We start from the raw sequence: 25475 nt of genomic DNA, 5'->3' as shown, positions 1-25475 counted from the left end.
ATCCTCCTTTTCTTCGTTCTATAATTATTGCAAACTATTGCTTGTGCGCTTCATTCAATTTCCCGCTTCTTCTTTTCCGCTCTTCCATTAAAAGAGAAAGCTCCCTGCCAGTTTGACCTTTAACTGAAGTATTTTCCCGGGCACGTCTCAACAAATATGGAACAACATCTCGTACCGGGCCAAAGGGAACCAGTTTAGCGGTATTATAGCCTTTTCTTGCCAGGTTATAACTAATATGATCACTCATTCCAAAAAGTTGACTAAACCAAACTCGCGGATCGTCTAAAGCTATCCCCTTATCCTCCATTATCTGCAAAGCCAGATAATTACTAACTTCATTATGAGTACCAATAAAAACCGAAATATCATCTAAATTGTTAAGGGAATAAGACATTACACTATTAAAATTAATATCCGTCGCTTCTTTACTTTCACAAATTGGAGTATGATATCCAAGCTTTTTTGCTCTGGCATATTCTTTTTCCATATAAGCTCCCCTAACGATTTTAGCACCAATTTTAAAACCTTCCTTTTTGGCTTTTTCGTGCAGGTCTTTCAGATAATCTATGCGGTCCCATCGGTAACACTGCAGGGTGTTAAAAATAATTGCCTTTTCCTTATTGTATTTGCGCATCATTTCTTCCATGAGCTCATCAGCCGCACCCTGCATCCAGCTTTCTTCTCCATCGGCATATAATCTTACGTCATGATCATGGGCTGCCTTGCAGAGTTTCTCAACCCGCTCTTTAATTCGCTTCCATTCTTCCTTTTCTTCCCGGGTAAGCGTTAGCCCTTCAGTAACCTTTTCCCAAATTTCAAATCGGCCTATTCCGGTAGGTTTAAAAACAGAAAAAGGCAGTTCACTTTTTTTATCAGCAAATTTTATAAGTGATAATTTTTTCTCCAGGGCAGCATTAAACTGAGCTTCGTTTTCCTTTCCTTCCACCGAATAATCAAGGATGCTGTGCAATCCTTCTTTATACATTTCCTCTATCACCGGTTTGCAATCATCTGTGGTAACTCCTCCGCAAAACTGTTCAAAAATGGTTTTCTTAATAAGTCCTTCTACCGGGAGATGTAATTTCAAAGAGAATTTAGTCAGGAAAGTTCCTGCCTTTACCAGCTTTTGCATTTTCATCATGCTGAACAAAAAAATTGCCCTGTCCAGTTCCAAAGCAGACTTCAGTTTAAAAGCCGTTTCAGTATTATTAAAAATTTTTTTACTTATCATGAGGTATTAATAATTGCGCAAATATAAATATTGAACTTTGATTTTATTAAATAATAATTCTCCTTATTTTCGGGACCGTTAAAAACGGTAAGAACAATGGCAAATCCGGTAAACAAAGGTGAAGTTTATTATAATAAAGAGGCATACAATTCTGCTAATACTTACTTAGCTAAAAATCAATATTCCAAAGTTTTTGTTTTGGTTGATTCTAATACACATGAACATTGCGTCGCCCGGTTTTTAAGTAAAATTGAGGAGCCTTCAGCATTTGAGATCATTGAAATTCCGGCAGGAGAAGAAAGTAAAAATCTTGAAACCTGTAATGGAGTGTGGAATGCACTTTCAGAATTAGGTGCCGACAGAAAAAGCCTGCTCATTAATGTGGGTGGCGGTGTGGTTACCGATCTTGGAGGTTTTGTGGCCTGCACTTTTAAAAGAGGTATTCATTATATAAATGTTCCCACTAGCCTACTTTCCATGGTTGATGCTTCAGTTGGCGGAAAGACTGGAGTTGATTTAGGCAATCTTAAAAATCAAATTGGAGTAATTAGTGATCCTGAAATGGTTATTATTGACAGCGCTTATCTGGAAACCCTTCCTAAAAATGAAATGCGCAGTGGACTGGCTGAAATTTTAAAACATGGCTTGATTAAGGATGAAGCCTACTGGAATAAAGTTTCAAATTTGACTAATCTTGATCTCAGCGACCTGGATGAAATCATAAAAAAATCTGTTGAGATTAAATCTGAAGTAGTAACCAAAGATCCATTTGAAAAAAATATCCGCAAAACACTTAACTATGGCCATACTTTGGGCCATGCCATTGAATCTTATTTTCTAACCCATAGCTCAAAACCTTCTTTATTGCATGGAGAAGCTGTTGCTGCAGGTATGGTTCTTGCCACTTTTATATCGAAAAAATTAAAAAATTTTCCTGAAGAAAAATTAAGTAGGATATCTTCAAAAATTTTTGATATTTACAGCAAAATTGAATTTGAGGAAAATGATCTGGAAGAGATTATTGATTTAATGAAATTTGATAAAAAAAATGAGCATGGAAAAGTGAATTTTGTGCTACTTAAAGATATTGGTCAACCTGAAATTGATTGTGTAGTACCAAATGAGGTGATTTATGAAGCTTTTGATTATTATCAAAACTTTGATTTCTCCTAAAATATTAAATTTAAATTACTAACTGAATAACTACTTAAAATCTTGTTTAAATCGTTCTACCTATGAAGAGGATAATTGTAGACTACAAAAAATTAACTCCTGAAATCCTTAGCCTTTTAGTAGATAAATATCCGGATGGCTATGATGATGATCAAATAATATCATTTAAGAATGCGAAAAATGAAACCGTAGATGCTGTTGAAGTAAGAACAGTAGACACCATTTATCTTGTTAAAGTGAGTACCCGTCTGGAAAGTACTATGGCAAGCTTTGATGAAGATGATTATGATGATTCAGACTTTAATGAGCCTATTGTGGAAATCCCCGAGAAGGATGATGAAGATTCAATATCTGAAGATGAGGATCCTGATGAAGATAAAAAACAGTAAAATTAGTTTCAGTTTTGAGTAAAAAAAAGGAGCGATTTGACGCTCCTTTTTTGATACCTATGTGTTATTATAATCTACGCATGCTGTAAATCATGCTTTCCTTCTTTAATTTCTTCGATAATTTTAGCATTAAAGGCTGGTAAATCATCTGGATTTCTACTGGTAACAAAAGCTTCGTCAACCACTACCTCCTTATCAACCCAAAGTGCTCCTGCGTTTTCAAGATCTTTTCTTAAGGTTTTATAAGAAGTTAATGTTCTTCCTTCTACTACTTCAGCGTTAATAAGAGTCCATGCAGCATGACAAATGGCCCCAACTGGTTTACTTTGTTTAAAAAAGTCTCTTACAAAAACCAATGCATCTTCATTTACTCTAAGATTATCAGGATTCATAACTCCCCCGGGAAGGACAAGTGCATTATATTCCTTTGCACTAACCTGATCCAAAGTTTTATCCACATCGTATTCTTTACCCCATTTATCAATATCCCAGCTTTTAATTTTTCCGGATTCAGGGCTTACAACATCCACCTTGAAACCTTCTTTTTCCATAGCTTCTTTAGGTGATTTCAATTCGCTTTCTTCAAATCCGTTTGTAGCTAAAATTGCTATTTTCTTATCCATAATTCAAGTTTTTTGTTCATTCAAAGATATGAAGCAACACCGGAAAATTATATTAAGACCCTTATAAAACCCAGGGTTTAGGCGTTAAACATTTCCTAACCGAAGCATTTACTTTTCAGACTTTTTCTGATTTTCATCAGAATTGTTTGGGTCATCATCGTTATCAAGGTTGGATTTGAGTTTATCAACAATCTCCTTTTCCTCTTTTAGCTGAATACGCTTGCTTTCCAGTTTCTCCATTTCCTGATAAATTGCAGGTTCAGCATAACTGTTAGGCTCTACCCGCTCGTTTTTATGCAAAGCATATTGAACCGTGAATTCTGCACCATAAAAGAGTATCAGGCAGGTATAATAAACCCATAGCAGGATAAGTACCACAGAAGATGCTCCGCCATAAATGGAAGCCGGATCACTTTGTCCAAAATAGAATCCTATTAAATATTCCCCTATTAGAAAAAGAATTGTTGTTAATGCCGCACCATAGTAGGTAGTTCTCCACTTAATATGTATATCTGGCAACAATCTGAAAATGGCAGCGAAAAGCGAGGTGATAAATAAAAAAGAAATTAAGAAATTTGCAGCACTCACCATAAATGTGGTAATATTTGGAATAAACTGTTGAACTTCATCTCGTACCATACTTAATACTGCCGAAATAATAAGAGAAACTAACATCAGGAGACCAATTACTAGAACCATCCCCAAAGAAATTACCCGGTCTAATACTATCCTGCCAAAATTTACTTTCTTAGCCGCAACATTCCAGATATTATTCATGGCCATTTTAAGCTGAAAAAAAACTCCTGTTGCACCAAAAAGAAGAAATAGAATGCCAAATATGATAGCAAAAGTAGATCGCTCAGTCAGGGCTGCATTGGAAACCATACCTTCAATGGCATTGGCAGATTCTTCTCCAATAAATGAAGAAATTTCCTGGGTGATTTTCCCCTGAACAAAAGCTCTTCCAAAGAAATACCCAACTACAGTCACCACTATTATCAACAAAGACGGAAGTGAAAACAAAGCATAATAGGCTATTGTTGCCGCACGGGCATACGGCTCATTCCTGTTCCAGCTGAAATAAGCCTGCTTTAATAGCTTCCATAATGTTTTAAAAGATCCCAGCATATTATAAATATTTCTCCAGTAATATCTTCTGGTGATGCATCATGTGTCCCACAATAATAAATCCAATTGCGCGAACGCTGGCAGGAGCTCCATTCATTAAACCCCGGTATTCAAGTACAGGTTCAGCAAAACTGTTATACAATTGTATAGTAGAGTTTCTTACAATTTTAAATTCCGTTATAAGATCGTCCAGATTTCTTTCACCTCCAAATGAATTTTGAACATAGTTATCATGGTCAAAACCCGGCAGAGGATTTTTTTCTCCCCTTGCAATACACAATGCGCGGTACTGGAAAATTCGTTCAACATCAATTAAATGCTGTAATACTTCTGCTACATTCCATTTTCCTTCAGCATATCTATATTTTAATTGTTCCGCAGAAATTTTATTCAGGATCTCCAGAATATCATTTTTATTCTGCTGAAATAACATCCCCAAAGACTGATCTTTGGGGATGTTATTAATATAGCCCTGATAAAAATCAAGGTATTCATCAGAATGTAACGAGCTTACCTTCATTAAGCTGAATTTCTACTTGCATTAATATTTCCATAAAGAGAACGGGTGACCATCTTCTCATAAACCTCCAATAGTTCTTTATTCTCTTCGGAATCTTGCAATTCCTGTACTTTTCTTAAAGCATGCTGCTGAATGGTAAGTAAAGGCAATACAATTTTTTCCCTTGCCTGAATAGAAGCCCTTCCCGCCGGCTGGTTTTCCATTAGTTCATTATAACCGGTTACTTTAAGGATCATACGTTTACTACGTTCAAATTCGGAATGAATAAGTTTCCAGAATTCTCCGAATTCCTTATCATCCTGCATGTAAGAAGTTAGCTCAAAGAATGACTTGGTAAGGCTCATCATACTATTTTCAAGCAAAGTTTTGAAAAATATTGAGTTATTATACAGCTGAATTACCTTGTCCAGTTTTCCCTCCTTTTCATAATACTCTATGGCCGTTCCTACTCCAAAGAAGCCGGGAACATTTTGTTTTAACTGGCTCCAGCTTCCCACAAATGGAATTGCGCGCAAATCGGTTAAATTAAGTTCAGCAGACTTGTTCCTTTTAGATGGACGGCTTCCAATATTGGTTTTAGCATAGTATTTAAGTGTACTCATCTTTTCGAGATAGGGAATAAATTTCTCGTGCTGCTTAAACCCTGTATATGTATTATAGCTTTTTTCTGCCAGATCATTCATTGTATGGCGATCTTCTTCAGAAAGTTCATTGCTTCCTTTACTAAAAATTTCGTTTGATACCCCGGAACTTAGCAGTTGCTCAAGATTATACCTGCAGGAATCTTCTGTTCCAAAATTGGAACTAATAGTTTGTCCCTGTACGGTTAACTGAATTTCCTCATTTTCAATTCCAGGCCCAAGGGAAGCATAGAATTGATGCGTTTTACCTCCACCTCTTGCCGGTGGTCCGCCACGTCCATCAAAGAATATTACTTTAATTCCATATTTTCGGGAAACTTCAGTAATTGCTTCTTTAGCTTTATATATACTCCAGTTTGCCATAAGATAACCACCATCTTTTGTTCCATCACTAAAACCAAGCATAATGGTCTGTTTCATATCTCTTCTTTTCAAATGTTCACTGTAAACCGGATCGTTATATAAGATCTCCATGGTTTTATGAGCAGATTGCAAATCAGGAACTGTTTCGAAAAGTGGTATAACATCTACAGTTGGTTTTTCCCAGCCGCAGGCCCTTAGAAAAGCGAATGGAGTAAGTACTCCCTGTACAGAGCCACAATTACTTATAATGTACCTGTTAGCCCCGTTTTCACCATTTCTTTCCTGGATGGTCTGCATGGCATACACAGATGAAATTGTGGATTTAGTAATACCTTCCTCAAAATCATCGGGATTTAATTTGCCCTGTGCATTTCGCAGCACTTTAATTTGCTCCTCTCCTGATAAATATTTGTAATTTTCCGGCAAAATCTTAGAACCATTCGCATTAGTTACTTTAATGATTTCATCTAATACTTCTTCATGTACAGAAGCATCCTGCCTAATATCCAGAGTGGCAAAATAATAACCGTAGAGATTAACTTTATTGATAATATCATCAACTTCGTCAAGGAAAAGAGAATTATGTTTTTCAATTATTATCTCCTTTATCTGCTGGAGTTTAGACTTAAAATCTTCAAGTGAAAGTTGAAGTTCTTCTTCCCTTGAAACCGCACCTTTGTATAAGGCAGATTCTATTTCAGAAACAATTTCATCTATACCTTCAAAGGTAATCCTGCGTTTTAATTTCCGGATGTCCCTGTAATAGTTCAGTAAAATGGTGCTCCTAAGCCTGCGTGCAACTTTAAGGGTAATATCTGTAGTTACATAAGGATTTCCGTCACGGTCTCCTCCGGGCCAGAATCCCAGATTTATTACCTGATTGCCCACATCTTCCCCTTCAAAAATATTCTGTTGAATATAATTATAGATTTTGCTCGCACTATGGTAAAATACGTTTTCAAAATACCAGATAAGACTTACCGCCTCATCAAACGGTGTAGGCTTTTCCTTATTAAAGAATGGTGTTTTACCTAACTGGGATAACAATTTTTTAATACCTATTACATTGTTTTCCTGTATGGCTTTGTCAAGGTCTGTGATTATTCCCAGTACTGCTCCCGGATAAAACTGTGTAGGGTGGGCAGTTAAAGTTGGACGCACCTTAAAGCGCTTCAAATAAGTACGCAGTTCCTGGGTTTTATTTTTTGCTTCCGCTTCTTCTTTAACATTCCTTAATGTTCCGCGGCCATCCATGTTATTTACAATAGGAAAGGAAGCATCTTCAATAGCATCAAACAAAACTACCTGGCGCTCTATAAATTGTATAAATCTAAAGAGAAGGTTATTTTTTTCTTCCTCTGTAGGATTTTGATGATATTTTTTAAAAAAACGCTCTACAATTTCTGAAGGATTTTTGTTTTCTTTAAAACCTTCTTCGCAAACATCCTGAAAAAGAGGTAACAAAGCCCCGGTTTTACTGATGTCGCTGAAAGGAAGAGTTAGGAAAATACTGTTGTAGATCTGGTATTTAGCCAGTACGCTTTCATTGAATCTTTCAAGTTTTGGTTCTCTATGCATAATAATAGTTGGTGTTTGACATAAATTTATTAAAAAACCCTTTATGCAAGTTAGCCTAAAGGGTTTTTATTACAAGTTTAGGATAACTTTACATGTCCTGAAAAATGGAGTGCATCAAACGCTTCTTATCGTTAATGCTTTCTTCAAGTGAAATCATTGTTTCAGTTCTGTAAACTCCTTCTATATCATCTAATTGAAAAATAATATCTTTTGCATGCTGGGTATTTCTAGCCCTTACTTTGCAAAACACATTGAACTTACCGGTGGTAACATGGGCCACAGTAACAAACGGAATTTCGTTAATGCGTTCAAGCACAAATTTGGTTTGGGAAGTATTCTTTAAAAACACCCCGACATAAGCGATAAACGCATAGCCTAATTTTTTATAATCCAGCGTAAGCGAAGAACCTATAATGATTCCCGCTTCTTCCATCTTCTTAACCCTCACATGAACTGTACCGGCAGAAATTAGTAGTTTCTTAGCGATATCAGTAAAAGGAGTCCTGGTATTCTCAATAAGCATATCAAGAATCTGGTGATCTGTTTCGTCTAATTTAAACTTGGCCATTTTTTCTAAACTTCTGTTTTATATGAAATTCAAAAATAATACAAATTCATTGAAGTATTGATAAAGTTTTCTGGAATTATTCAGGTTTCAGGTCTATTTCTTCTTCCTTTAAGATAATTTTATTAACTACAACGTTTTCGCGTACCTTGTCTTCTTCGTTAATAAACACTTCTTCTTTTCTGCAATCAAATTCCTGAAGTCCAAATTTCTTTATTTCTTTATCTATTAATTTAACAACAGGTGTAAATTTAATTTTTTTATTCCTTAATTCCTCCCTGTACTGTAGGGCCACATCATAAATTCCCCCATCAAGGCGTACCTTCCTCAATATAATGTCATGATAAAGCTTCTGATTTTCAGGAATTTTACCATATTCATGATAATCAGCATTTAAATAATCTTCAGAGGAGATATAATGTAAAGCCGAAACCAGAGCTGCAAAAACATATTTCCTGGTAATTTCCCGTTGATAATCCCCCTGATAGTGTCCAGCCTCAAAAAGTATTGTGGGCACCTCCATAGTTTGAAATGTATCCCCAGTACAATTGTGATTAAAAGCATCATCATAACGGCCAATCTGGCCCTGCATTTCCTCTTTTAAATCTGCAGACACCGCAGCAATAATTTTCATGCTTTTTTTCCGGCTAGGAAAGACCTGGCGACGATCATCCATAGAAGGGGTGAGAAAGGAAAGTGTTGCAGGCCTGGGCGCATTTCCCGCAGTATATATGGTCCTTTGATCATGTAGATTAAAGCAGAAGTCAGGGGAAAAAAGATCAAATTGCTCGCGTAATATTCGGCTTTCCACTTCTTTTAGTTCCTGTGCATCCCTATTAAGATCGGTAGAATTTGCATTAATCCTGGTATAAGACCTTGCACCATCAGGATTTAGCATTGGAATAATCCAGATTTGACATTTTTTCAGGATTTGCTGTAAAACAGGAAATTCCTCCTTCCTACGAAAAGCATTTAAAATATCAAAAACAGCTTTTGTAGTAGTAGACTCATTGCCGTGCATTTGAGACCAGGCCAGAATTTTAGTCTTACCGTCTCCTAACTTCACTATAGGGACATTTTCTCCAAGAACAGATTTTCCTATGTTTTCAATCTGATAATTTTCAGAAAATTTTTCCAGTGCAGGACGTATATGATCCAGGTTTATGTACCTCCCGGAGATTTCCGGATGTTTAATTTGAGGATACTCCTGCATTAACTGTTGTAAATGTTTTGGGTATTTTTCCATGTTTACAAAAGTAAAAAATATAGATTTTACAATTGTAAACATGGAGCAATATTGTTTTCTGGTACAATTGTAAACAACCTAGTGATGTAACAGTAAGTAAGTATATGGAAAAAATCCAATAACCTTTATTTATAAATTTAAAATATTGATTACTATCATATTAAACCTATTCACATATTAAAACACTTTAAGCATATAAGAATAGTTAAATATGTAATTTGGGTAGAATATTAAGTTTAATTACATTTGTAAACCTAAAATATTAGCTATTTAATTCACAATGGTAAACACCGAACAGTTTGCAAACCGGCTCAATAAAATCATTGATTTTTATGATTTGTCTGCCGCTTCTTTTGCTGATAAAATTGAAGTAGGCCGCTCTTCTATTTCTCATATTCTCTCCGGAAGGAATAAACCAAGTCTGGATTTTGTGATGAAAATTGTAACAAATTTTCCTGAAGTGGAATTATACTGGTTGTTAAATGGAAAAGGAAATTTTCCCAAAGAAGATCGGCAGGAAAACATTCCTCCTTCCGCAGAAAAAACAGTTCCTTCTTTAGACAATCAAAAGAAGTTTGAACAACCACCGCAAATTCAAAAGGCAGAAGCGCCAACTGGGGCTAATTTTAACAATAGGTCAAAGCCTATAAAAAAAATTGTCATTTTTTATGAAGACGGCACATTTGACGCATTTGAAAATTGACAATTCTTCTTAAAAGAAGTTACTTTGCAATATGAGTAAAATAGTAATAATTATAGTCTGCTGTTTATTAATAACGGCTTGCTTTCAACCGGAACGAAACTGCGAAGATTATAAAACAGGAACCTTTCAATTTCAGTCATATTTAAACGGGGAGATAGTGACTTCACGGTTTATAAGAAATGACTCTATAGAGATTGATGAATTTCAGGGCTCTGCAGATACCTCATCAGTACGGTGGATTAATGATTGCGAATATATCCTAAAGAACCTGCACCCTAAAAACATGCAGGAAAGAAAACCTATCCACATGAAAATTCTTACTACAAATAAGAATGGATATACCTTTGAATATGGAGTTGTGGGAGAAACGCGCAGGGAAAAAGGTTCAGTAACAAAAGTGGATTGATTATACTCCTCCTTTTTCCCGAAGCAGTTTGTTTTGCTCTTCCATCAAAGCATTAAGATTAGAAAGGAGCTCAATATCTTTGGGAGTGACCACAGTTTTATTACCGGGATCTTCGGCTTTCTTTTTAAAGCTATTCATAAATTTTACCACCACAAAAATGCTTAGGCCAATTATAAGAAAGTCGATAAGCGACTGAATAAGAATCCCATAACCCAAAGCTACTTCTTCAGTGGTTACAGTACCATCTGCAGCCATCACAGCTTCCTGCAGTATAAATCTCTTCGAGGAATAATTTATTTCTCCGGTTAGGACACTAAGCGGAGGCATAATAATTTGCTTTACAAGCGCATCAACAACCTTATTAAAAGCGGTACCAATAATAATACCTACCGCCATGTCTACCATATTGCCTTTTACGGCAAATTCCTTAAATTCCTTAAAAAATCCCATTACTCATCAAATAGTTTAGTTTGACTTTCTGAAGATGAAGAATCTTCGTCTTCATCCTTTAATTTTTCAGGGCTGCGCTTTTTATCCATTGCACTCTCATCCTCCTCTTCTTCCGCACCTTCGCCTGTGTTTTCTTCCTGTTCTTCAAAAGGCATTGGATCAAGAAGATTAATTTGTTTCACCTTTTCAGTGGTAAGTTGATTTCCCTGTGCTTTTACTCCTTTAATAGAGATAAATTCTTCAATATTTAATTCTTCATTAGGCCGCTGATCTTTTCCTCTTTGTTTGCCAAATACAATTTCAGCCATGGGATAATAATCTGTAGAAACAACTTCTAAAAAAGATTTTTCGTGATCGCTGATGAATTTTTCCTCTCTTTCAGGATGTTCAATATGGAAACGTTTTACATAATACCGCTCCTTCTCCGCTTCCCAGTAAATCGCGGAAACTGGCTTTTTCGGGTTCCATTTTTCCAGGATCACCATTTCTTCATCAAATCTGGTGGTAAGTTCTGGAATAATAGTTTTAGCCACACCGTCCTGAGTGATAATCAACAAACGGTCTTCACCTTTAAATTCTCCTAGAAGCTCTCCCCTGCCGTCAACATTCAGCCTGTTTACGGTTTCATCAAACCAGATTCTTCTTGGTTTTAATGTGGAAACCCCCTCCTGTTTTAGTTCTATTCTTTTTACTGAATATTTGCTTACAATATTTCCCTTAACATTTCGGCCTTTAATCAGGATGTCAGCAAAATCCATATCAAATTTAACTTTCCTGATGCTTCCCACCTGTCTGAGAAATACAGTTACCACTTCAGCTTCCCCATTGGGGTTAGAAGAAAAGTAGAACACTTTAGAATCTTTTTTTCCCTGGGTTAAATCGTATTCCCTGTCCCGGGTTACCGAAGTTACCGCAAAACGTTTTATATAAGTGCTGCCGCCTTTCCCATCCCGGTAGATCATATTGTAAATGGTACGCTTGTCTTTTTTCTTAAAGATGGCCACATGAATAATGTCTTTACCAATAAATGTTTTTGAATCTACCCTGGTGACCATCATTTTACCATCGGCGGTAAAGCAAATTACATCATCAATATCGGAACAATCAGTAACATATTCATCTTTTTTAAGCGCAGTTCCCACGAAGCCTTCTTTTCGGTTAACATAAAGCTTAGTGTTACGAATTGCCACTTTGGTAGCTTCTATATCTTCAAACAACCTCAGTTCGGTTTTTCGTTCTTTACCTGTTCCGTAGTCTTTTTTCAGTTTTTCAAAATAAGCAACGGCATAATCCACCAGGTTATCCAGGTGATGCTTCACCTTGGCAATCTGGTCTTCCAGCGATTCTATTTTTTGTTGTGCCTTATCAATGTCAAATTTTGAAATTCTCTTAATACGTATTTCCGTCAGCCGAACAATATCTTCCTTGGTTACCGCTCTTTTAAGGTGTTTAATATGAGGTTTTAAACCTTCATCTATGGCTTTAATAACTCCTTCCCAGGTTTCTTCCTCTTCAATATCCCGGTAGATCCTGTTTTCAATAAAAATTCTTTCCAGGGAAGAAAAATGCCATTGTTCTTCAAGCTCATCAAGAGAAATTTCCAGTTCCCGCTTCAGCAAATGCAATGTATGATCTGTAGATTGTCTCAAAATCTCTGAAACACCCAAAAATATAGGCTTATTATCTATAATCACACAGCCCAGCGGCGAAATGGAATTTTCGCACTGGGTAAATGCAAATAATGCATCTATGGTTTTATCTGGCGAAATATTCTGGGGCAGGTGAATTAGAATTTCCACCTCAGCCGCCGTATTATCTTCAATTCGCTTAATTTTTATTTTTCCTTTATCATTCGCTTTAAGTATTGAATCTATCAGGCTGGAGGTGGTAGTGCCATAAGGAATTTCAGTAATAGCAAGAGTATTTTTATCATATTGTGAAATTTTTGCCCTAACGCGTACCCTTCCGCCGCGCATGCCATCATTATAATCGGTAATATCGGCTTCTCCCCCCGTTGGAAAATCAGGAAAAAGTTTGAATCGTTTTCCCCTAAGATGTTTTATGGAAGCATCAATTAACTCATTAAAATTATGCGGAAGTACCCTCGTACTTAATCCTACGGCAATTCCTTCAGCTCCCTGTGCCAGAAGCAGGGGAAATTTTACCGGAAGATTTACCGGTTCATTTTTTCTTCCGTCATAGGAAAGCTGCCATTCAGTAAGCTTTGGATTAAATAAAACCTCCAGGGCAAATTTGGAAAGCCGGGCTTCAATATATCTTGGTGCCGCAGCCCTGTCCCCGGTTAAAATATTTCCCCAGTTTCCCTGAGTATCAATAAGGATATCTTTTTGTCCAATCTGCACCATGGCATCGCCAATACTGGCATCTCCGTGCGGGTGATACTGCATGGTATGCCCTACAATATTGGCAACTTTATTATAGCGGCCGTCATCCAGGTCTTTCATGGAGTGCATAATACGGCGCTGTACCGGCTTAAATCCGTCTTCTATGGCAGGTACGGCCCGTTCTAAAATCACATAGGAAGCGTAGTCCAGGAACCAGTCCTTATACATCCCGGTTACCCGAATAAGCTCCTCTTTAGGCTGTTCAAATTGTTCTTCCTGAGCTCCTTCTTGGTTTTCTTCCATTAGGCGGTTGCTTTATTAGCGTTGTGCTCCAATACTTTCTGAAGAGAGGCCATCAGGCCTTTCTTCTTCTTTCTGCTTAAAAAAGTTGTATTGAAAGAATATTTTTTAAATCCTGATCTTCTTCTGGATTTGATATATATAGTTAATGATGAGTAAATCCCGTAATCACTAAACCGGAAATTTCCCAGTTTTCTCTTCGGAAATTCAGCCTTTTTAACCCTGTACTCCATGAATTTAGAGAAAAATACCCCATTACTTTTGAAATTGAGGGTTTCTCCATCACTGTCAAAATCAAAACTCTGCCCAATCCTATGCACATATAATCCCAGAAATAAGGTGCCGATATTGGGCACAAAATGGCTGAAACTTATAGGTTCATCTGAAGCCATCAATTCTATATTTACAAAAATATTGGTCACAAATACTGCTACCAGAACAATATAAATAGAAGGGATAATTTTAATTTCATTTTTATTAGTAAACCTCATATGCCCAACTCCTCTACAAGATCAAGTTCCACCTTAAGGTTATCAATTATAAATTCCTGCCGGTTAGGAGTATTTTTGCCCATATAGAAACTCAGCATTTCTTCAATGGACTTATCTTTATCAAGCATTACCGGATCCAGGCGAATATCATCCCCAATAAAATGAACAAACTCATCTGGCGAAATTTCCCCAAGTCCCTTAAAGCGTGTTATTTCAACTTTTCCTGAAAGTTTTTCCACAGCCTGTTTGCGTTCCATTTCGCTGTAGCAGTAAATAGTTTCTTTCTTATTCCGTACACGGAATAAGGGAGTTTGTAAAATATACAAGTGATTTTCTTTAATCAATTCAGGAAAAAATTGAAGGAAAAAAGTGATCAGCAACAAACGGATGTGCATACCATCCACATCGGCATCGGTAGCAATTACAATATTGTTATACCGAAGATCTTCCATAGACTCCTCTATATTCAATGCCGCCTGCAGCAGGTTAAACTCTTCGTTTTCGTAAACTATCTTTTTACTAAGTCCGTAGCTGTTCAAAGGCTTTCCTTTTAAGCTAAAAACTGCCTGAGTATTTACATCCCGCGATTTTGTGATAGATCCACTTGCCGAATCTCCCTCTGTAATAAATAAAGTGGTTTCCAGATATCGCTCTTTATTGGTATCTCTAAGATGAATACGACAATCCCTTAATTTTTTATTGTGAAGACTGGCTTTTTTAGCCCGGTCTTTTGCCAGTTTCCTTATTCCGGAAAGATCTTTTCTTTCCCTTTCGGCCTGAAGAATTTTTCGTTGAAGCTGCTCTGCAGTTTCCGAATTTTTGTGAAGGTAATTATCGAGATTCCGTTTTACAAAATCATTAATATAGGTCCTGACAGTTGGCAACTCTCCTCCCATATCTGTGGAACCAAGTTTGGTTTTAGTCTGACTTTCAAAAACCGGCTCCATAACTTTTATGCTGATGGCAGCCACTACAGACTTCCGAATATCACTTGCATCATAGTTCTTTCCATAGAATTCCCTAACGGTTTTGACTATTGCTTCCCTGAAGGCTAAAAGGTGCGTTCCTCCCTGGGAAGTATTTTGCCCGTTTACAAAAGAATGGTATTCTTCGGAATATTGAGATTTACTGTGCGTAAGGGCTACTTCAATATCATTGCCCCGCATATGAATAATGGGATATAACTGGTCCTCTTCATTTATACTGTCACCAAGAAGATCTTTAAGTCCGTTTTCAGAATAAAATTTTTCACCATTATAAACTATAGTTAATCCCGGATTAAGATAAACATAGTTTTTGAGCATTTTTTCGATATACTCATTGCGGAATTTGTATTTTTTGAAAATCGCTTCATCAGGCATGAAGGTCACCTTGGTTCCCCTTCTGCGGGAAGTTTCATCCAGGTGTTCCTGATTGATAAGATTTCCCTGTTCAAATTCTGCTGAAGCAGATTGCCCGTCACGGGTAGATTCTACTCTAAAGTAAGAAGAAAGCGCATTTACCGCTTTAGTACCCACTCCGTTTAATCCTACAGATTTTTTAAATGCCCTGGTATCATATTTTCCACCGGTATTCATTTTGGATACCACATCCACCAACTTGCCCAAAGGTATTCCACGGCCATAGTCACGAACAATCACACGCTGGTTTTGTACAGAAATCTCTATAGTCTTTCCCGCACCCATCACAAATTCGTCTATACAATTGTCCAGAACTTCCTTAAGAAGAATATAAATTCCGTCATCGGCACTGGAGCCGTCACCAAGTTTCCCGATATACATCCCGGGACGCATCCTGATGTGTTCTTTCCAGTCTAACGACCGAATATTATCTTCGGTGTACTTTGTTTCCTCGCTCATATGTAGAAAATGGAGTTTGCAGCTAATATAAGGCTTAGCTTCAAAAATTGAAATAGTAGATGCACAAAGTAATTAACAAAGATTTAAGCGCAAATGTTAATTAGATATTGTGGAGTTAAAAGGAAAAATCTGTAAAATATTATCGAGCTATCGAAATCAAAAACCACCCCGTCCTAAGGGCCACCTTTCCTTTAAAAAAGAATGGAAATTTTGTGATTGGTAAAAAGTGCACTTCTTACTTCACACTTCTTACTTCTAATCTCTACTAGACATTGAACCTGAAATGCATTACATCCCCATCTTTTACAATATACTCCTTTCCTTCTACCCGCATTTTTCCTGCTTCTTTTACCCTGGCTTCACTGCCGTAGCTTTCATAATCTTCATAAGAAATTACTTCAGCACGAATAAAACCCTTTTCAAAATCGGTATGTATAACGCCGGCAGCCTGGGGTGCGGTAGAACCAACAGGAATTGTCCATGCCCGTACTTCTTTCTCTCCTGCGGTAAAATAGGTTTGAAGGTTCAATAGGCTGTATGCTCCACGTATAAGTTTGGCTGATCCAGGCTCGCTAAGGCCAATATCCTGAAGGAACATCTGGCGCTCTTCAAAATCATCAAGTTCAGTAATATCGGCTTCGGTACCAACGGCAAGCACTAAAACTTCAGCATTTTCATCTTTTACAGCTTCCCGGACTCTTTCCACATGTGCATTTCCATTAGCTGCAGAACCTTCTTCCACATTGCATACATACATTACCGGCTTATCGGTAATAAACTGGAGTGGTTTTACAAATTCCTTACGTTCATCTTCAGTTAAATCTATTGCCCTCACAGATTTTCCTGCTTCCAGGCCTTCTTTCAGCTTTAAAAGCGCTGCCTCTTCTTTTTGCGCATCTTTGTTCCCCGTTTTAGCAGCACGCTTTACTTTATCCAGCTTTTTATCTACTGTTTCCAGATCTTTCAACTGAAGCTCCATATCGATGGTTTCTTTGTCTCTTATAGGATCTATAGAACCATCCACGTGCACAATATTATCGTTTTCAAAGCATCTTAGAACATGAAGGATTGCATCAGTTTCCCTAATATTTCCAAGAAACTGGTTTCCCAAACCTTCCCCTTTACTTGCTCCTTTCACCAGCCCGGCAATATCTACAATTTCAACCGTTGCAGGCTGTACACGTTCAGGATGCACAAGTTCTTCAAGTTTCTGAAGCCTTTTATCGGGAACATTTACCACTCCAATATTTGGTTCTATTGTACAAAAAGGAAAATTTGCACTCTGCGCTTTTGCGTTCGACAGACAGTTAAAGAGTGTTGATTTTCCAACATTAGGTAATCCTACAATTCCGGCTTTCATATTTTAAATTTTGATGCAGTAATTTTTGCGGCTGCAAAGATAAGAATTAGAACCGAGAATAAATAAGTGACAATTCATAAGATAAAAGTTGCGATGAGACATTTCAAAAGTGGAGGTTGGACCTTTAAATTGGGAATTCAGGCATCACACGTTTAATCTAAACGTTACCCAGGAAATAAAAATCAGGCAGTTACCTTAGCGAGTCGGAACAGTATTGGAAAAATCACCCTCCCCTGGGTTCCAAAACTTTTTCTGAAATCATCTGCCACAAGATCTACAGGATTCTCTCCATTAGCATTTTCATAATGTTTAACGGCAGACCATGTTTTCAGATATCCCAGAAGCTGATCAAGACTCCAGTTTAATTCCAGCCGGAAATGAGGAGTTTCAATTTCAGCGAACGGAAAAGGAATGGTTTTATACTCTTCATCTAAATATTTCCGCTCCGGATCCCAGTAAGGATCTGTAATCTCCCGGTAAAAATGATGAATGACTTTATTGGTTTTAGAATCACTGGAAAACAAGCCATAACCTAAAACAGCAATTAATCCGTCCGGCTTAACCACTCTTTTTACTTCAGCGTAAAATTTATCAAAATCAAACCAGTGTATGGCCTGTGCCACTGTTACAAGGTCAAAATAATTATCCGGAAAAATAGTTTTTTCCGCAGGTTGCTTTGAATAGGTAATATTTGATTTTTTCACGGCGTTTTCCAGCTGTTGTTCACTTATATCCGTAGCATACACTTCCTGAAAAAACGCAGCCAATTCTGCCGCTACCTGTCCATTGCCCGTTCCGCAATCCCAAGCAGTTAATTTATTATTTAGATGTTTCCTAAGAAAATCATATAACTCTGCCGGATAAGTGGGCCGGAATTTTGCGTACTGTTCTGATTTTGTAGAAAAATTATCTTTCATAGCTGCCGTTTATCTAAAATTAAGAATAATTGCAGGAAATTTTAATTAAATGCCAAGTTTTGGAATGAGTATCCTGATCCTCATTAAAAATACAATTTGTCATGGAATCAATGACGGGAAGAAAAAATGATCTAAATATTTATAAATCAGAGGGAAATGGGGGAATTCACCTATCCCCTACTTTCCGGATATCATCTAACTTGAAAATTGATTGTTAGGATCTCCTCTCTCCCTCAGGAGAATTTCATTTTGCTGTTTATCTGGGTCCACGATACTTCAGCTAGTTATAAAATTTAAATAACCTTAATTGATACTTATGAAAAAATTAAATTATTGTGCAGCGTTTATTGCCGCCCTGGCATTATTATTTTCTTCCTGTAGTAAAGATGAAAATAATTTAACTGAAAGTGATCCAGAAAAAGCTACGTTATCTTTTAGTACTTTGTTAAATGATCTTGTTTCCAATAAGGCTGCCCTTAAACAGCAAATTGGTGGAATCCCTGAATGTTCAGACAATAATCCCGCCTATGTGGAAATTGCCCTCTCGCAAGATGGAGCCTGGGCAGTTGGTAATGACGATGATCCGGTTAGGGTGGATTTAAATCCAAATCCTGATGACTCTGACGGGGACGGGGTAGAGAATTATTTTACTGAATATTCATCACAACTGGAACTTGTTCCCGGCACCTACACGCTGGAATATTTTACCGTTTTTGATGCAAACGGGAATGAAATCTGGATTGCGCCACGGGAGATGGGTTCTTTAGATGAAATGGTAGATACCGCACTCCCCTTTGATATTTCCCTTGGTGCAGGGGTAAAGAAATATGTAAGCGTAGATGTTATGTGCTATGATAACCGGATGGTTAATGAATATGGATATCTGTTTTTCGATATTATTGCCAAAGAAGCTATAGAATTCTGCATTTTTGGAAATTACTGCGATGACAATGGCAGGCATTATCCTGCGCACTTTAGTGTGGATGTTTGGAACTATAGCGGGGATATTGAAAATCCAATGGGCACTCCTATCGGGAGCGATTTGATGAATATGGTTGGAGTAAATAATAATGGTGATGCCTATGCAGATCCACTTTGTATCGTCCTGCCCGATGGAAGCGGCATCGATGAATATTATATAGAAATCTCCTTAATGCCTTCTGATGAATATGACGCAGAGGAAGAAATAATTCGCAGCGGGCTTATTTCAGATGAAGATATAAGGGCGCTTTTTGATGGAGAATCCAATAATGATTATTTCCATTTTATGGAAGGAGACTGCGGCAATGGAGCCGCAGATTCCCCTGCTCTATTCGCCGATGTGGAATTAGCGATAATTGCAGATAACATGGTTTCCCCCTTGGGGGTGGTTGCAGCTCCCGATGACAGCGAAAGATTATTTGTTATTGACCAGATTGGCAAAATTTGGGTTATAGATGAATCAGGTAATAAACTTGAGGAACCATTTTTAGATATATCAGGGGAAATTGTAGATTTGAGGACTCAATATGACGAGAGAGGTCTTTTGGGACTGGCTTTTCATCCTGACTATGCTGTGAACGGACTTTTTTACGTGTATTACACTGCACCACCCCGTGCGGGTGGCCCGGAAACTGGAGCATCCTGGAACAACACAAGCCGGATCTCAGAATTCAGCGTTTCTCCTTCAACTCCTAACCAGGCTGATTCAGGATCAGAAAGAATTGTTTTAGAGGTAGATCAGCCTCAAACTAATCATGAGGGGGGGACCATAGCCTTTGGTCCAGATGGTTACCTCTATATTTCCATCGGCGATGGTGGCGGTTCCAATGATGTGGCTCCAGGACATGTTGAAGATTGGTATGAAGTAAATGCCGGTGGTAACGGGCAGGATATTGAAGCTAACCTCCTGGGAAATATCCTCAGAATAGATGTTAATGGTAGACCGTACAGCATTCCGGCAGATAATCCTTTTGTTGACGGGCCCGGCCTGGATGAAATTTATGCCTATGGCTTCCGGAATCCTTATCGATTTTCCTTCGATATGGGCGGGATGAATGAGCTTTATGTAGGAGATGCAGGACAACTACTTTGGGAAGAAGTAAGTATCGTGAATAAAGGCGGTAATTACGGCTGGAATGTGAAAGAAGGAACTCATTGCTTTAATGCTTCCAATAATGAAGAGGTTTTACCCAATTGTCCTGAAGTTGATATTTATGGAAATCCTCTTATAGATCCGGTGATTGAAATGAAAAATTATCAAAATCCCGCTGGTGGCAGAACGAGTGTTATCGTGGGAGGATATGTGTACCGCGGGAATGACTTACCAGAATTCCAGGGGCAATACATCTTTGGTTCTTTCTCCAATGGTGAAGACCCTCTTTCGGGAGAAATTTTTGTAGCGTTGCCATCCGGATCCGGATTATGGTCTTTCGTTGAAATTGATCTTGCAGGTAATCCGGATGATATTGGATATTATCTTAAAGGGTTTGGACAGGACCTTGAAGGTGAAATTTATATAGCAGTATCTGAAATGACCGGCCCTACAGGAAATACTGGTAAAATTCTAAAACTTTCAAACTAGACCCGCAAGTTGCGGATGAATATAATTTAAAAGAAAGGCCGGATCTTCTAAATGAGATTATCCGGCCTTTTTTCTATTTTTTTAAGATAAAAATACATCAGCTTCCCAGAACCCTGCCAAACCTGCTCCTATTTCCGCCAGGTCTTATTTTTTCTTTTTATCTCACAAATCCTCAATTACTTCAGTGAAAATTGATTTACTGCAAACTTATATACTTATGTAATAGGTGATTGATTACCATCTGTTTTTTTTAACACATAAATATCAGTATGCAATTAAGGAATTAATTTATAATAACTTAAAATATTAACTTAAATAAAATTAATAAAAGATTAAATTTTTGGTATCTTAAAGGGATTTATTTTTAAAATATTTTGCTATGAAAACATTTAATTTTTTTCAGCTTAAGAGCGTAAAGCTCCTGGCCTTCCTGATATTTTTACTCTTACCGGTCTATTTATTTGCTTTTCAACAGCAAAATCAAAAAAACTATACAGAATATAAAGGTATGGTGGTAAACAGCCAAAATGATGATCCTATTGCGTCTGCTCTAATTTCGGTAAACCGAAGCAATATTTCTACTATTACCAATGCCGCCGGGGAATTTGTACTGAAAGTTCATGATAGTCTAACGCCTGTTATTGTTAATGTTTCCTACCTGGGGTTCAGCAGTAAAAACCTTCCGCTTGATTATTTTAAGGATAATAATCGGGTGGAACTTGTGGAATCTGTAGAAAAGCTTTCTGAAGTAAATATTTTTAACGCTAAAGATGCCCGCACCCTTGTGGAGAAAATGCTGACTCAAAAAGATGAAAATTATATTACCGACCAAACCTTAATGACCGCCTTCTACAGGGAAATAATCAAAAGACGGCGTACAAATGTTTCTCTTTCTGAAGCGGTGGTGAAAATATATAAGAAACCACACAATACTAGGAGAAAAGACCTGGTTTCAATCTATAAAGCAAGAAAAAGTACAGATTACGACAAATTGGACACCCTGGCTTTGAAACTGAGAGGAGGACCTTTTAACAGCCTTTATCTGGACCTGATCAAGTACACAGAGTATGTACTTAAACCGGAAATGATGGAGAACTATGAATTTAATTTTGATGATCCTACCAAAATAGATGACCGCTATATCTATGTGGTAAATTTTGAGGAGATGGATAAATCCACCCCCTGGTATTTTGGTCAACTATATATTGATGCAGAAAGCCTAACTCTTGTTCGTGCAAAGTACAAAATGGATGTTGATGACCGAGATATGGCTACACGCATGTTCGTAAAAAAGAAACCCACCGGTTCAAAAGTATATCCTGTAGAGCTGTATTATGAAGTAGATTATGCCGAGAAGGATGGAAAATGGCATTTTTCTTATGGAAATGCAATTATGGAATATGTGGTAAACTGGAAGAGAAAAATATTTAATTCCCGTTATACCGTTAACAGCGAAATGGTGGTGACTGATTGGGAAAAGTATAGCGACAGCGAATGGAAGGAAAATGCCGACCTTATTGATCCCTATGTGGTAATGGCCGATGATATAAGCGGATTTTATGACAAGGAATTTTGGGGAAATAACAATATAATTGAGCCTGAAAAATCTATTCAAAATGCAATAGAAAAAATTAAGCGCAATATGAAAAAAGAATAAGCATTTCTCTTAAATTTGATTAGGAAACCGCCTCCTATCTCTTTAAGATAACAGGCGAATTCTTATTTAATCATCTATGCTGGCCATAACCATTTGACGGAATTTCCATCCGGTTTCATCCCCCGTTTCTCCCGATGTTTGTTTCATCAGGATTCCTATTACATTCTCTTCAGGATCGGCAAAATACTGGGTGTTAAAATAACCGCCCCAGTCAAAGGTACCTTCACTGCCAAAGCCGCCCATACTTTCACCTTCGGGAGTAACAACGGCAAAAGCGATAGAATAGTATTTATCTTTTCCACCAAAAAGATCTTCCGTTTGATTGCCCATCATACTTTCTATCGTAGTACGGCTAAGCAACCGCTTCCCGTTTAATTCGCCTTTATTAAGGTACATCTGTAGAAAAGTGGCATAATCTTCAGCAGTGCTGGAAAGTCCCGCTCCCCCGGAATAAAAACTTCTCGCTCCCTTTACAGGATAATCGGGATCAAAAAAAGTAGTCCTTAGATTTTGCCATTTTCCATCCTGTTTTTCCTGGATAGCCACCAGGCGTTCAGTATTTCTTTGCGGCTGATAAAAATGAGTATCATCCATCTCCAGCGGATCAAAAATATGTTCAGTAAGATAGTCACTGAAAGACTGGCCTGAAATTACTTCCACAAAATATCCCAGCACATCCAATCCCATACTATATGTAAATTTTTCGCCTGGATTATGATGCAATGGAAGTTTTCCCAACTTCTTAATCACCTCTCCAATTTTCACATTTTTGGTGGTAAAAAGCTCGGTAACCCCGGCTTTCTGATATATTTTCCTGATCCTGGGATCGGAATCAATCATTCCATAACCAAGTCCTGAGGTATGTGTAAGCAGCTGCCTTATAGTAATTTCCTTATCAGCAGGCCTTGTAGTATAAGAAGAATCTGCTTCATTGAAAGTTTGGAGAACCTGCGGATCTTTAAATTCCGGAATATATTTAGAAATAGGATCGTCTAATTGAAATTTCCCTTCTTCCCAAAGCATTATTACGGCAGTGGCAGTAATAGCTTTTGTTTGGGAGGCAATACGAAACACATCATCCCTTTCCAGTTTTTCACCACCGGCATTTGCTTTTCCAAAAGCTTTATGATAGACAATTTTTCCGTCTTTTGCTATTAAAGCTACAGCACCTGGAATCTGGTTATTATCAATAGCTTCCTGTAACATAATACCGATTTTATCCAGTCTTTCCGGAGAGACCCCTACAGATTGTGGAGCAGATTCGGCAAGGTGATCAGAGGATTTTACTGAATTGGTCTGGGCACAGATGCTCAGGTTAAAAGCTATAAAGTATACTCCCAGCAATATTTTGCGGGATTGAGATAGATTATGCATAAGAGAATTTTTATTCCCGTAAATTTAAAAAATAATCTTCAGGTGCTGCAGCTATTCTACTTCTTCTTATCAGACTTCTTTTTAATCTCTGGTTCCTTAAACCTGCCGAAAAGGATATTCTGCTTCCGGAAATCTTTGGCGCTGCTAAAAGGAATTTCTTTTCGCTTAACTCTCCAGGTCCAGTTGTTCTTAATCGTGCCGGGAGTGTTCATTATAGCCTCTTCCCCCATTCCTATCAGGTCCTGTAAAGGAAATACCGCAATTTTAGATACAGATTTTAATGCCATAGTACGCATTATCTCGTGCACGTTTTCTTCGCTTATTTTTCTTCCTGAATATTTCTTCAGATGCTTTTTAGCCTCCTTATCCAGATTCCCGAACCAGCCCCGCGTGGTGTTATTATCATGCGTACCGGTATATACAAGGCTGTGAGGTTTGTGGTTGAAAGGCAGGTAAGGATTATCTGCTTTTTCTTCACCAAAAGCAAAGTGCAGCACATTCATTCCCGGAAAGTCAAATTTTTGCAGTAGTTTATAAACAGGCTCATCCAAAGAGCCTAAGTCTTCAGCGATAAAAGGCATTTTTGGAAACTTCTTTTTGATTACACTGAAAAACTGTGTTCCTGGAGTTTTTATCCACTTTCCGTTAATGGCCGTTTCTTCTTTTGCCGGCACTTCCCAGTAAGCAGAAAAGGCACGGAAGTGATCCAGTCTTACCACATCAAACAGCAAGAGATTTTGGGTTAGACGCTCCACCCACCAATCGAAGTCATTACTTTTTAAAACTTTCCAGTTAAAGACCGGTGTTCCCCAAAGCTGACCGGTTTCACTGAAATAATCTGGTGGCACGCCGGAAACATGGGTAGGTTCTTTCTCTTCATTCAGCTTAAAGTATTCGGTATGAGCCCAGCAATCGGCACTTTCATGGTTTACATAGAAGGGAATATCCCCAATAAATGCTACATTGTTCTTATGGGCATACCTTACCAGGGCTTCCCATTGTTGAAAGAAGATATACTGGAAAAATTTTTCCTTTTCTATCTCTTCAGCAAAATCTTTATATGCCTTTTTTATGGCTTCGTCTTCCCGATTCTTTATCTCTTTTGGCCAGCCTGTCCAGCCGCGGCCGTATTTTTTTGTAAATACCTGAAAAATGGCAAAATCTTCAAGCCACTTGCGGTGCTTATTGCAGAATTTTTTAAACTCTTCTGAAGCTGCTTTTTTAGATCTATAGTTTTCAAACGCCGTGTTTAGGAGGTTAACCTTATAAGTTTCAACAGCTTCAAATTTCACCTTCTTATTTGATACACCTTTTGGTTTTGAAATTTCTCCGGAATCTAAATATCCCTCCTTTTCCAATAATTCCGGACTTATAAGCAGCGGATTACCGGCAAAAGCGGAATAGCTACTATAAGGCGAATGATAATACGCAGAATGGGTTGGATTAAGCGGCAGCAACTGCCAGTAATGATACCCTGAATCTTCTAGGAAATCCACAAACTCATAAGCAGATTTTCCCAAATCTCCTATTCCATAATCGGAGGGCAGGGATGTTATATGAAGTAAAATGCCACTACTCCTGTGTAAATCCATA

General features: G+C 37.7%; 21 protein-coding genes. 6 read left to right on the top strand and 15 right to left on the bottom strand.

All coding sequences use genetic code 11. The features are described 5' to 3' along the window. Window positions 1-34: 34 nt before the first annotated feature. Window positions 35-1231 (bottom strand): proline dehydrogenase family protein, encoded by a 1197-nt coding sequence (locus RM539_RS09860; RefSeq protein WP_311503227.1) that lies wholly within the window; start codon window positions 1229-1231, stop codon window positions 35-37. A gap of 96 nt (window positions 1232-1327) precedes the next feature. On the opposite strand from RM539_RS09860, the gene aroB reads away from it, so the two are divergent. Both aroB and RM539_RS09850 read left to right on the top strand, forming a co-directional pair. Then, complete coding sequence (gene aroB / locus RM539_RS09855; protein ID WP_311503226.1) at window positions 1328-2404, top strand: 3-dehydroquinate synthase; 1077 nt, start codon at window positions 1328-1330, stop codon at window positions 2402-2404. A 62-nt stretch (window positions 2405-2466) separates the two neighbouring features. Further along, a complete protein-coding gene (locus tag RM539_RS09850) occupies window positions 2467-2793 on the top strand; it encodes a hypothetical protein (protein ID WP_311503225.1) in 327 nt (108 codons plus the stop codon). Between the two features lie 74 nt (window positions 2794-2867). On the opposite strand, the gene RM539_RS09845 is transcribed toward RM539_RS09850, so the two are convergent. The 6 genes from RM539_RS09845 to RM539_RS09820 form a co-directional block, all read right to left on the bottom strand. Further along, entirely contained in the window at window positions 2868-3416 is a 549-nt protein-coding gene (locus RM539_RS09845; protein WP_311503224.1) for a type 1 glutamine amidotransferase domain-containing protein, read from the bottom strand. Window positions 3417-3524: 108 nt separating this feature from the next. Next, on the bottom strand, window positions 3525-4544 hold the full coding sequence (locus RM539_RS09840; protein ID WP_311503223.1) for a YihY/virulence factor BrkB family protein: 1020 nt from the start codon (window positions 4542-4544) through the stop codon (window positions 3525-3527). A gap of 1 nt (window position 4545) precedes the next feature. Then, a complete protein-coding gene (locus RM539_RS09835; RefSeq protein ID WP_311503222.1) occupies window positions 4546-5064 on the bottom strand; it encodes a DinB family protein in 519 nt (172 codons plus the stop codon). Then, window positions 5064-7646 (bottom strand): phosphoenolpyruvate carboxylase, encoded by a 2583-nt coding sequence (locus RM539_RS09830; protein WP_311503221.1) that lies wholly within the window; start codon window positions 7644-7646, stop codon window positions 5064-5066. Before RM539_RS09830 ends, RM539_RS09835 begins: the two co-directional genes overlap by 1 nt. Window positions 7647-7734: 88 nt before the next feature. Next, window positions 7735-8214 (bottom strand): Lrp/AsnC family transcriptional regulator, encoded by a 480-nt coding sequence (locus RM539_RS09825; protein ID WP_311503220.1) that lies wholly within the window; start codon window positions 8212-8214, stop codon window positions 7735-7737. Window positions 8215-8290: 76 nt separating this feature from the next. Further along, window positions 8291-9499, bottom strand: a complete 1209-nt coding sequence (locus RM539_RS09820) for a M14 family zinc carboxypeptidase (protein ID WP_311503219.1) — start codon at window positions 9497-9499, stop codon at window positions 8291-8293. A gap of 238 nt (window positions 9500-9737) precedes the next feature. On the opposite strand from RM539_RS09820, the gene RM539_RS09815 reads away from it, so the two are divergent. Both RM539_RS09815 and RM539_RS09810 read left to right on the top strand, forming a co-directional pair. After that, complete coding sequence (locus RM539_RS09815) at window positions 9738-10160, top strand: helix-turn-helix transcriptional regulator (RefSeq protein WP_311503218.1); 423 nt, start codon at window positions 9738-9740, stop codon at window positions 10158-10160. 31 nt (window positions 10161-10191) lie between these two features. Then, the gene (locus RM539_RS09810; protein ID WP_311503217.1) at window positions 10192-10566 is read left to right on the top strand and encodes a DNA topoisomerase IV; all 375 of its coding nucleotides are present in this window, start codon (window positions 10192-10194) and stop codon (window positions 10564-10566) included. On the opposite strand, the gene mscL is transcribed toward RM539_RS09810, so the two are convergent. The 6 genes from mscL to RM539_RS09780 form a co-directional block, all read right to left on the bottom strand. Continuing rightward, a complete protein-coding gene (gene mscL, locus RM539_RS09805; RefSeq protein WP_311503216.1) occupies window positions 10567-11016 on the bottom strand; it encodes a large conductance mechanosensitive channel protein MscL in 450 nt (149 codons plus the stop codon). Next, window positions 11016-13664, bottom strand: coding sequence for a DNA gyrase/topoisomerase IV subunit A (locus RM539_RS09800; RefSeq protein ID WP_311503215.1), 2649 nt, complete (start codon window positions 13662-13664; stop codon window positions 11016-11018). Before RM539_RS09800 ends, mscL begins: the two co-directional genes overlap by 1 nt. Then, a complete protein-coding gene (locus tag RM539_RS09795) occupies window positions 13664-14152 on the bottom strand; it encodes a hypothetical protein (RefSeq protein WP_311503214.1) in 489 nt (162 codons plus the stop codon). Before RM539_RS09795 ends, RM539_RS09800 begins: the two co-directional genes overlap by 1 nt. After that, window positions 14149-16011 carry a DNA topoisomerase IV subunit B gene (locus RM539_RS09790; protein WP_311503213.1) on the bottom strand — a complete coding sequence of 621 codons (1863 nt, stop codon included), beginning with the start codon at window positions 16009-16011 and terminating at the stop codon, window positions 14149-14151. The genes RM539_RS09795 and RM539_RS09790 overlap by 4 nt, the downstream gene beginning before the upstream one ends. Window positions 16012-16276: 265 nt before the next feature. Then, complete coding sequence (ychF, locus tag RM539_RS09785) at window positions 16277-17371, bottom strand: redox-regulated ATPase YchF (RefSeq protein WP_311503212.1); 1095 nt, start codon at window positions 17369-17371, stop codon at window positions 16277-16279. 182 nt (window positions 17372-17553) lie between these two features. After that, window positions 17554-18288: a class I SAM-dependent methyltransferase gene (locus tag RM539_RS09780; RefSeq protein ID WP_311503211.1), complete on the bottom strand. Its 735-nt coding sequence runs from the start codon at window positions 18286-18288 to the stop codon at window positions 17554-17556. A gap of 316 nt (window positions 18289-18604) precedes the next feature. Here RM539_RS09780 and RM539_RS09775 point away from each other — a divergent pair, with 316 nt between their 5' ends. Beyond that, window positions 18605-20851: a PQQ-dependent sugar dehydrogenase gene (locus tag RM539_RS09775; RefSeq protein ID WP_311503210.1), complete on the top strand. Its 2247-nt coding sequence runs from the start codon at window positions 18605-18607 to the stop codon at window positions 20849-20851. Window positions 20852-21230: 379 nt separating this feature from the next. Then, window positions 21231-22508, top strand: a complete 1278-nt coding sequence (locus tag RM539_RS09770) for a carboxypeptidase-like regulatory domain-containing protein (RefSeq protein WP_311503209.1) — start codon at window positions 21231-21233, stop codon at window positions 22506-22508. A gap of 66 nt (window positions 22509-22574) precedes the next feature. Here the strand turns inward: RM539_RS09770 and RM539_RS09765 are convergent, their stop codons facing one another. Together RM539_RS09765 and malQ are read right to left on the bottom strand one after the other, a co-directional pair. After that, a complete protein-coding gene (locus RM539_RS09765; RefSeq protein ID WP_311503208.1) occupies window positions 22575-23882 on the bottom strand; it encodes a serine hydrolase domain-containing protein in 1308 nt (435 codons plus the stop codon). Between the two features lie 56 nt (window positions 23883-23938). Further along, window positions 23939-25474, bottom strand: coding sequence for a 4-alpha-glucanotransferase (gene malQ / locus RM539_RS09760; RefSeq protein WP_311503207.1), 1536 nt, complete (start codon window positions 25472-25474; stop codon window positions 23939-23941). Window position 25475: the final 1 nt, after the last annotated feature.

Source organism: Autumnicola musiva, from assembly GCF_031846585.1.
Taxonomy (GTDB): Bacteria; Bacteroidota; Bacteroidia; order Flavobacteriales; family Flavobacteriaceae; genus Autumnicola; species Autumnicola musiva.
This window is presented reverse-complemented; position numbering and strand designations above follow the sequence as displayed.

Coding starts and splice junctions, on each gene's coding strand:
- RM539_RS09860 (WP_311503227.1), bottom strand. CDS start 1,231: ATGATAAGTAAAAAAATTTTTAATAATACTGAAACGGCTTTTAAACTG.
- aroB (WP_311503226.1), top strand. CDS start 1,328: ATGGCAAATCCGGTAAACAAAGGTGAAGTTTATTATAATAAAGAGGCA.
- RM539_RS09850 (WP_311503225.1), top strand. CDS start 2,467: ATGAAGAGGATAATTGTAGACTACAAAAAATTAACTCCTGAAATCCTT.
- RM539_RS09845 (WP_311503224.1), bottom strand. CDS start 3,416: ATGGATAAGAAAATAGCAATTTTAGCTACAAACGGATTTGAAGAAAGC.
- RM539_RS09840 (WP_311503223.1), bottom strand. CDS start 4,544: ATGCTGGGATCTTTTAAAACATTATGGAAGCTATTAAAGCAGGCTTAT.
- RM539_RS09835 (WP_311503222.1), bottom strand. CDS start 5,064: ATGAAGGTAAGCTCGTTACATTCTGATGAATACCTTGATTTTTATCAG.
- RM539_RS09830 (WP_311503221.1), bottom strand. CDS start 7,646: ATGCATAGAGAACCAAAACTTGAAAGATTCAATGAAAGCGTACTGGCT.
- RM539_RS09825 (WP_311503220.1), bottom strand. CDS start 8,214: ATGGCCAAGTTTAAATTAGACGAAACAGATCACCAGATTCTTGATATG.
- RM539_RS09820 (WP_311503219.1), bottom strand. CDS start 9,499: ATGTTTACAATTGTAAAATCTATATTTTTTACTTTTGTAAACATGGAA.
- RM539_RS09815 (WP_311503218.1), top strand. CDS start 9,738: ATGGTAAACACCGAACAGTTTGCAAACCGGCTCAATAAAATCATTGAT.
- RM539_RS09810 (WP_311503217.1), top strand. CDS start 10,192: ATGAGTAAAATAGTAATAATTATAGTCTGCTGTTTATTAATAACGGCT.
- mscL (WP_311503216.1), bottom strand. CDS start 11,016: ATGGGATTTTTTAAGGAATTTAAGGAATTTGCCGTAAAAGGCAATATG.
- RM539_RS09800 (WP_311503215.1), bottom strand. CDS start 13,664: ATGGAAGAAAACCAAGAAGGAGCTCAGGAAGAACAATTTGAACAGCCT.
- RM539_RS09795 (WP_311503214.1), bottom strand. CDS start 14,152: ATGAGGTTTACTAATAAAAATGAAATTAAAATTATCCCTTCTATTTAT.
- RM539_RS09790 (WP_311503213.1), bottom strand. CDS start 16,011: ATGAGCGAGGAAACAAAGTACACCGAAGATAATATTCGGTCGTTAGAC.
- ychF (WP_311503212.1), bottom strand. CDS start 17,371: ATGAAAGCCGGAATTGTAGGATTACCTAATGTTGGAAAATCAACACTC.
- RM539_RS09780 (WP_311503211.1), bottom strand. CDS start 18,288: ATGAAAGATAATTTTTCTACAAAATCAGAACAGTACGCAAAATTCCGG.
- RM539_RS09775 (WP_311503210.1), top strand. CDS start 18,605: ATGAAAAAATTAAATTATTGTGCAGCGTTTATTGCCGCCCTGGCATTA.
- RM539_RS09770 (WP_311503209.1), top strand. CDS start 21,231: ATGAAAACATTTAATTTTTTTCAGCTTAAGAGCGTAAAGCTCCTGGCC.
- RM539_RS09765 (WP_311503208.1), bottom strand. CDS start 23,882: ATGCATAATCTATCTCAATCCCGCAAAATATTGCTGGGAGTATACTTT.
- malQ (WP_311503207.1), bottom strand. CDS start 25,474: ATGGATTTACACAGGAGTAGTGGCATTTTACTTCATATAACATCCCTG.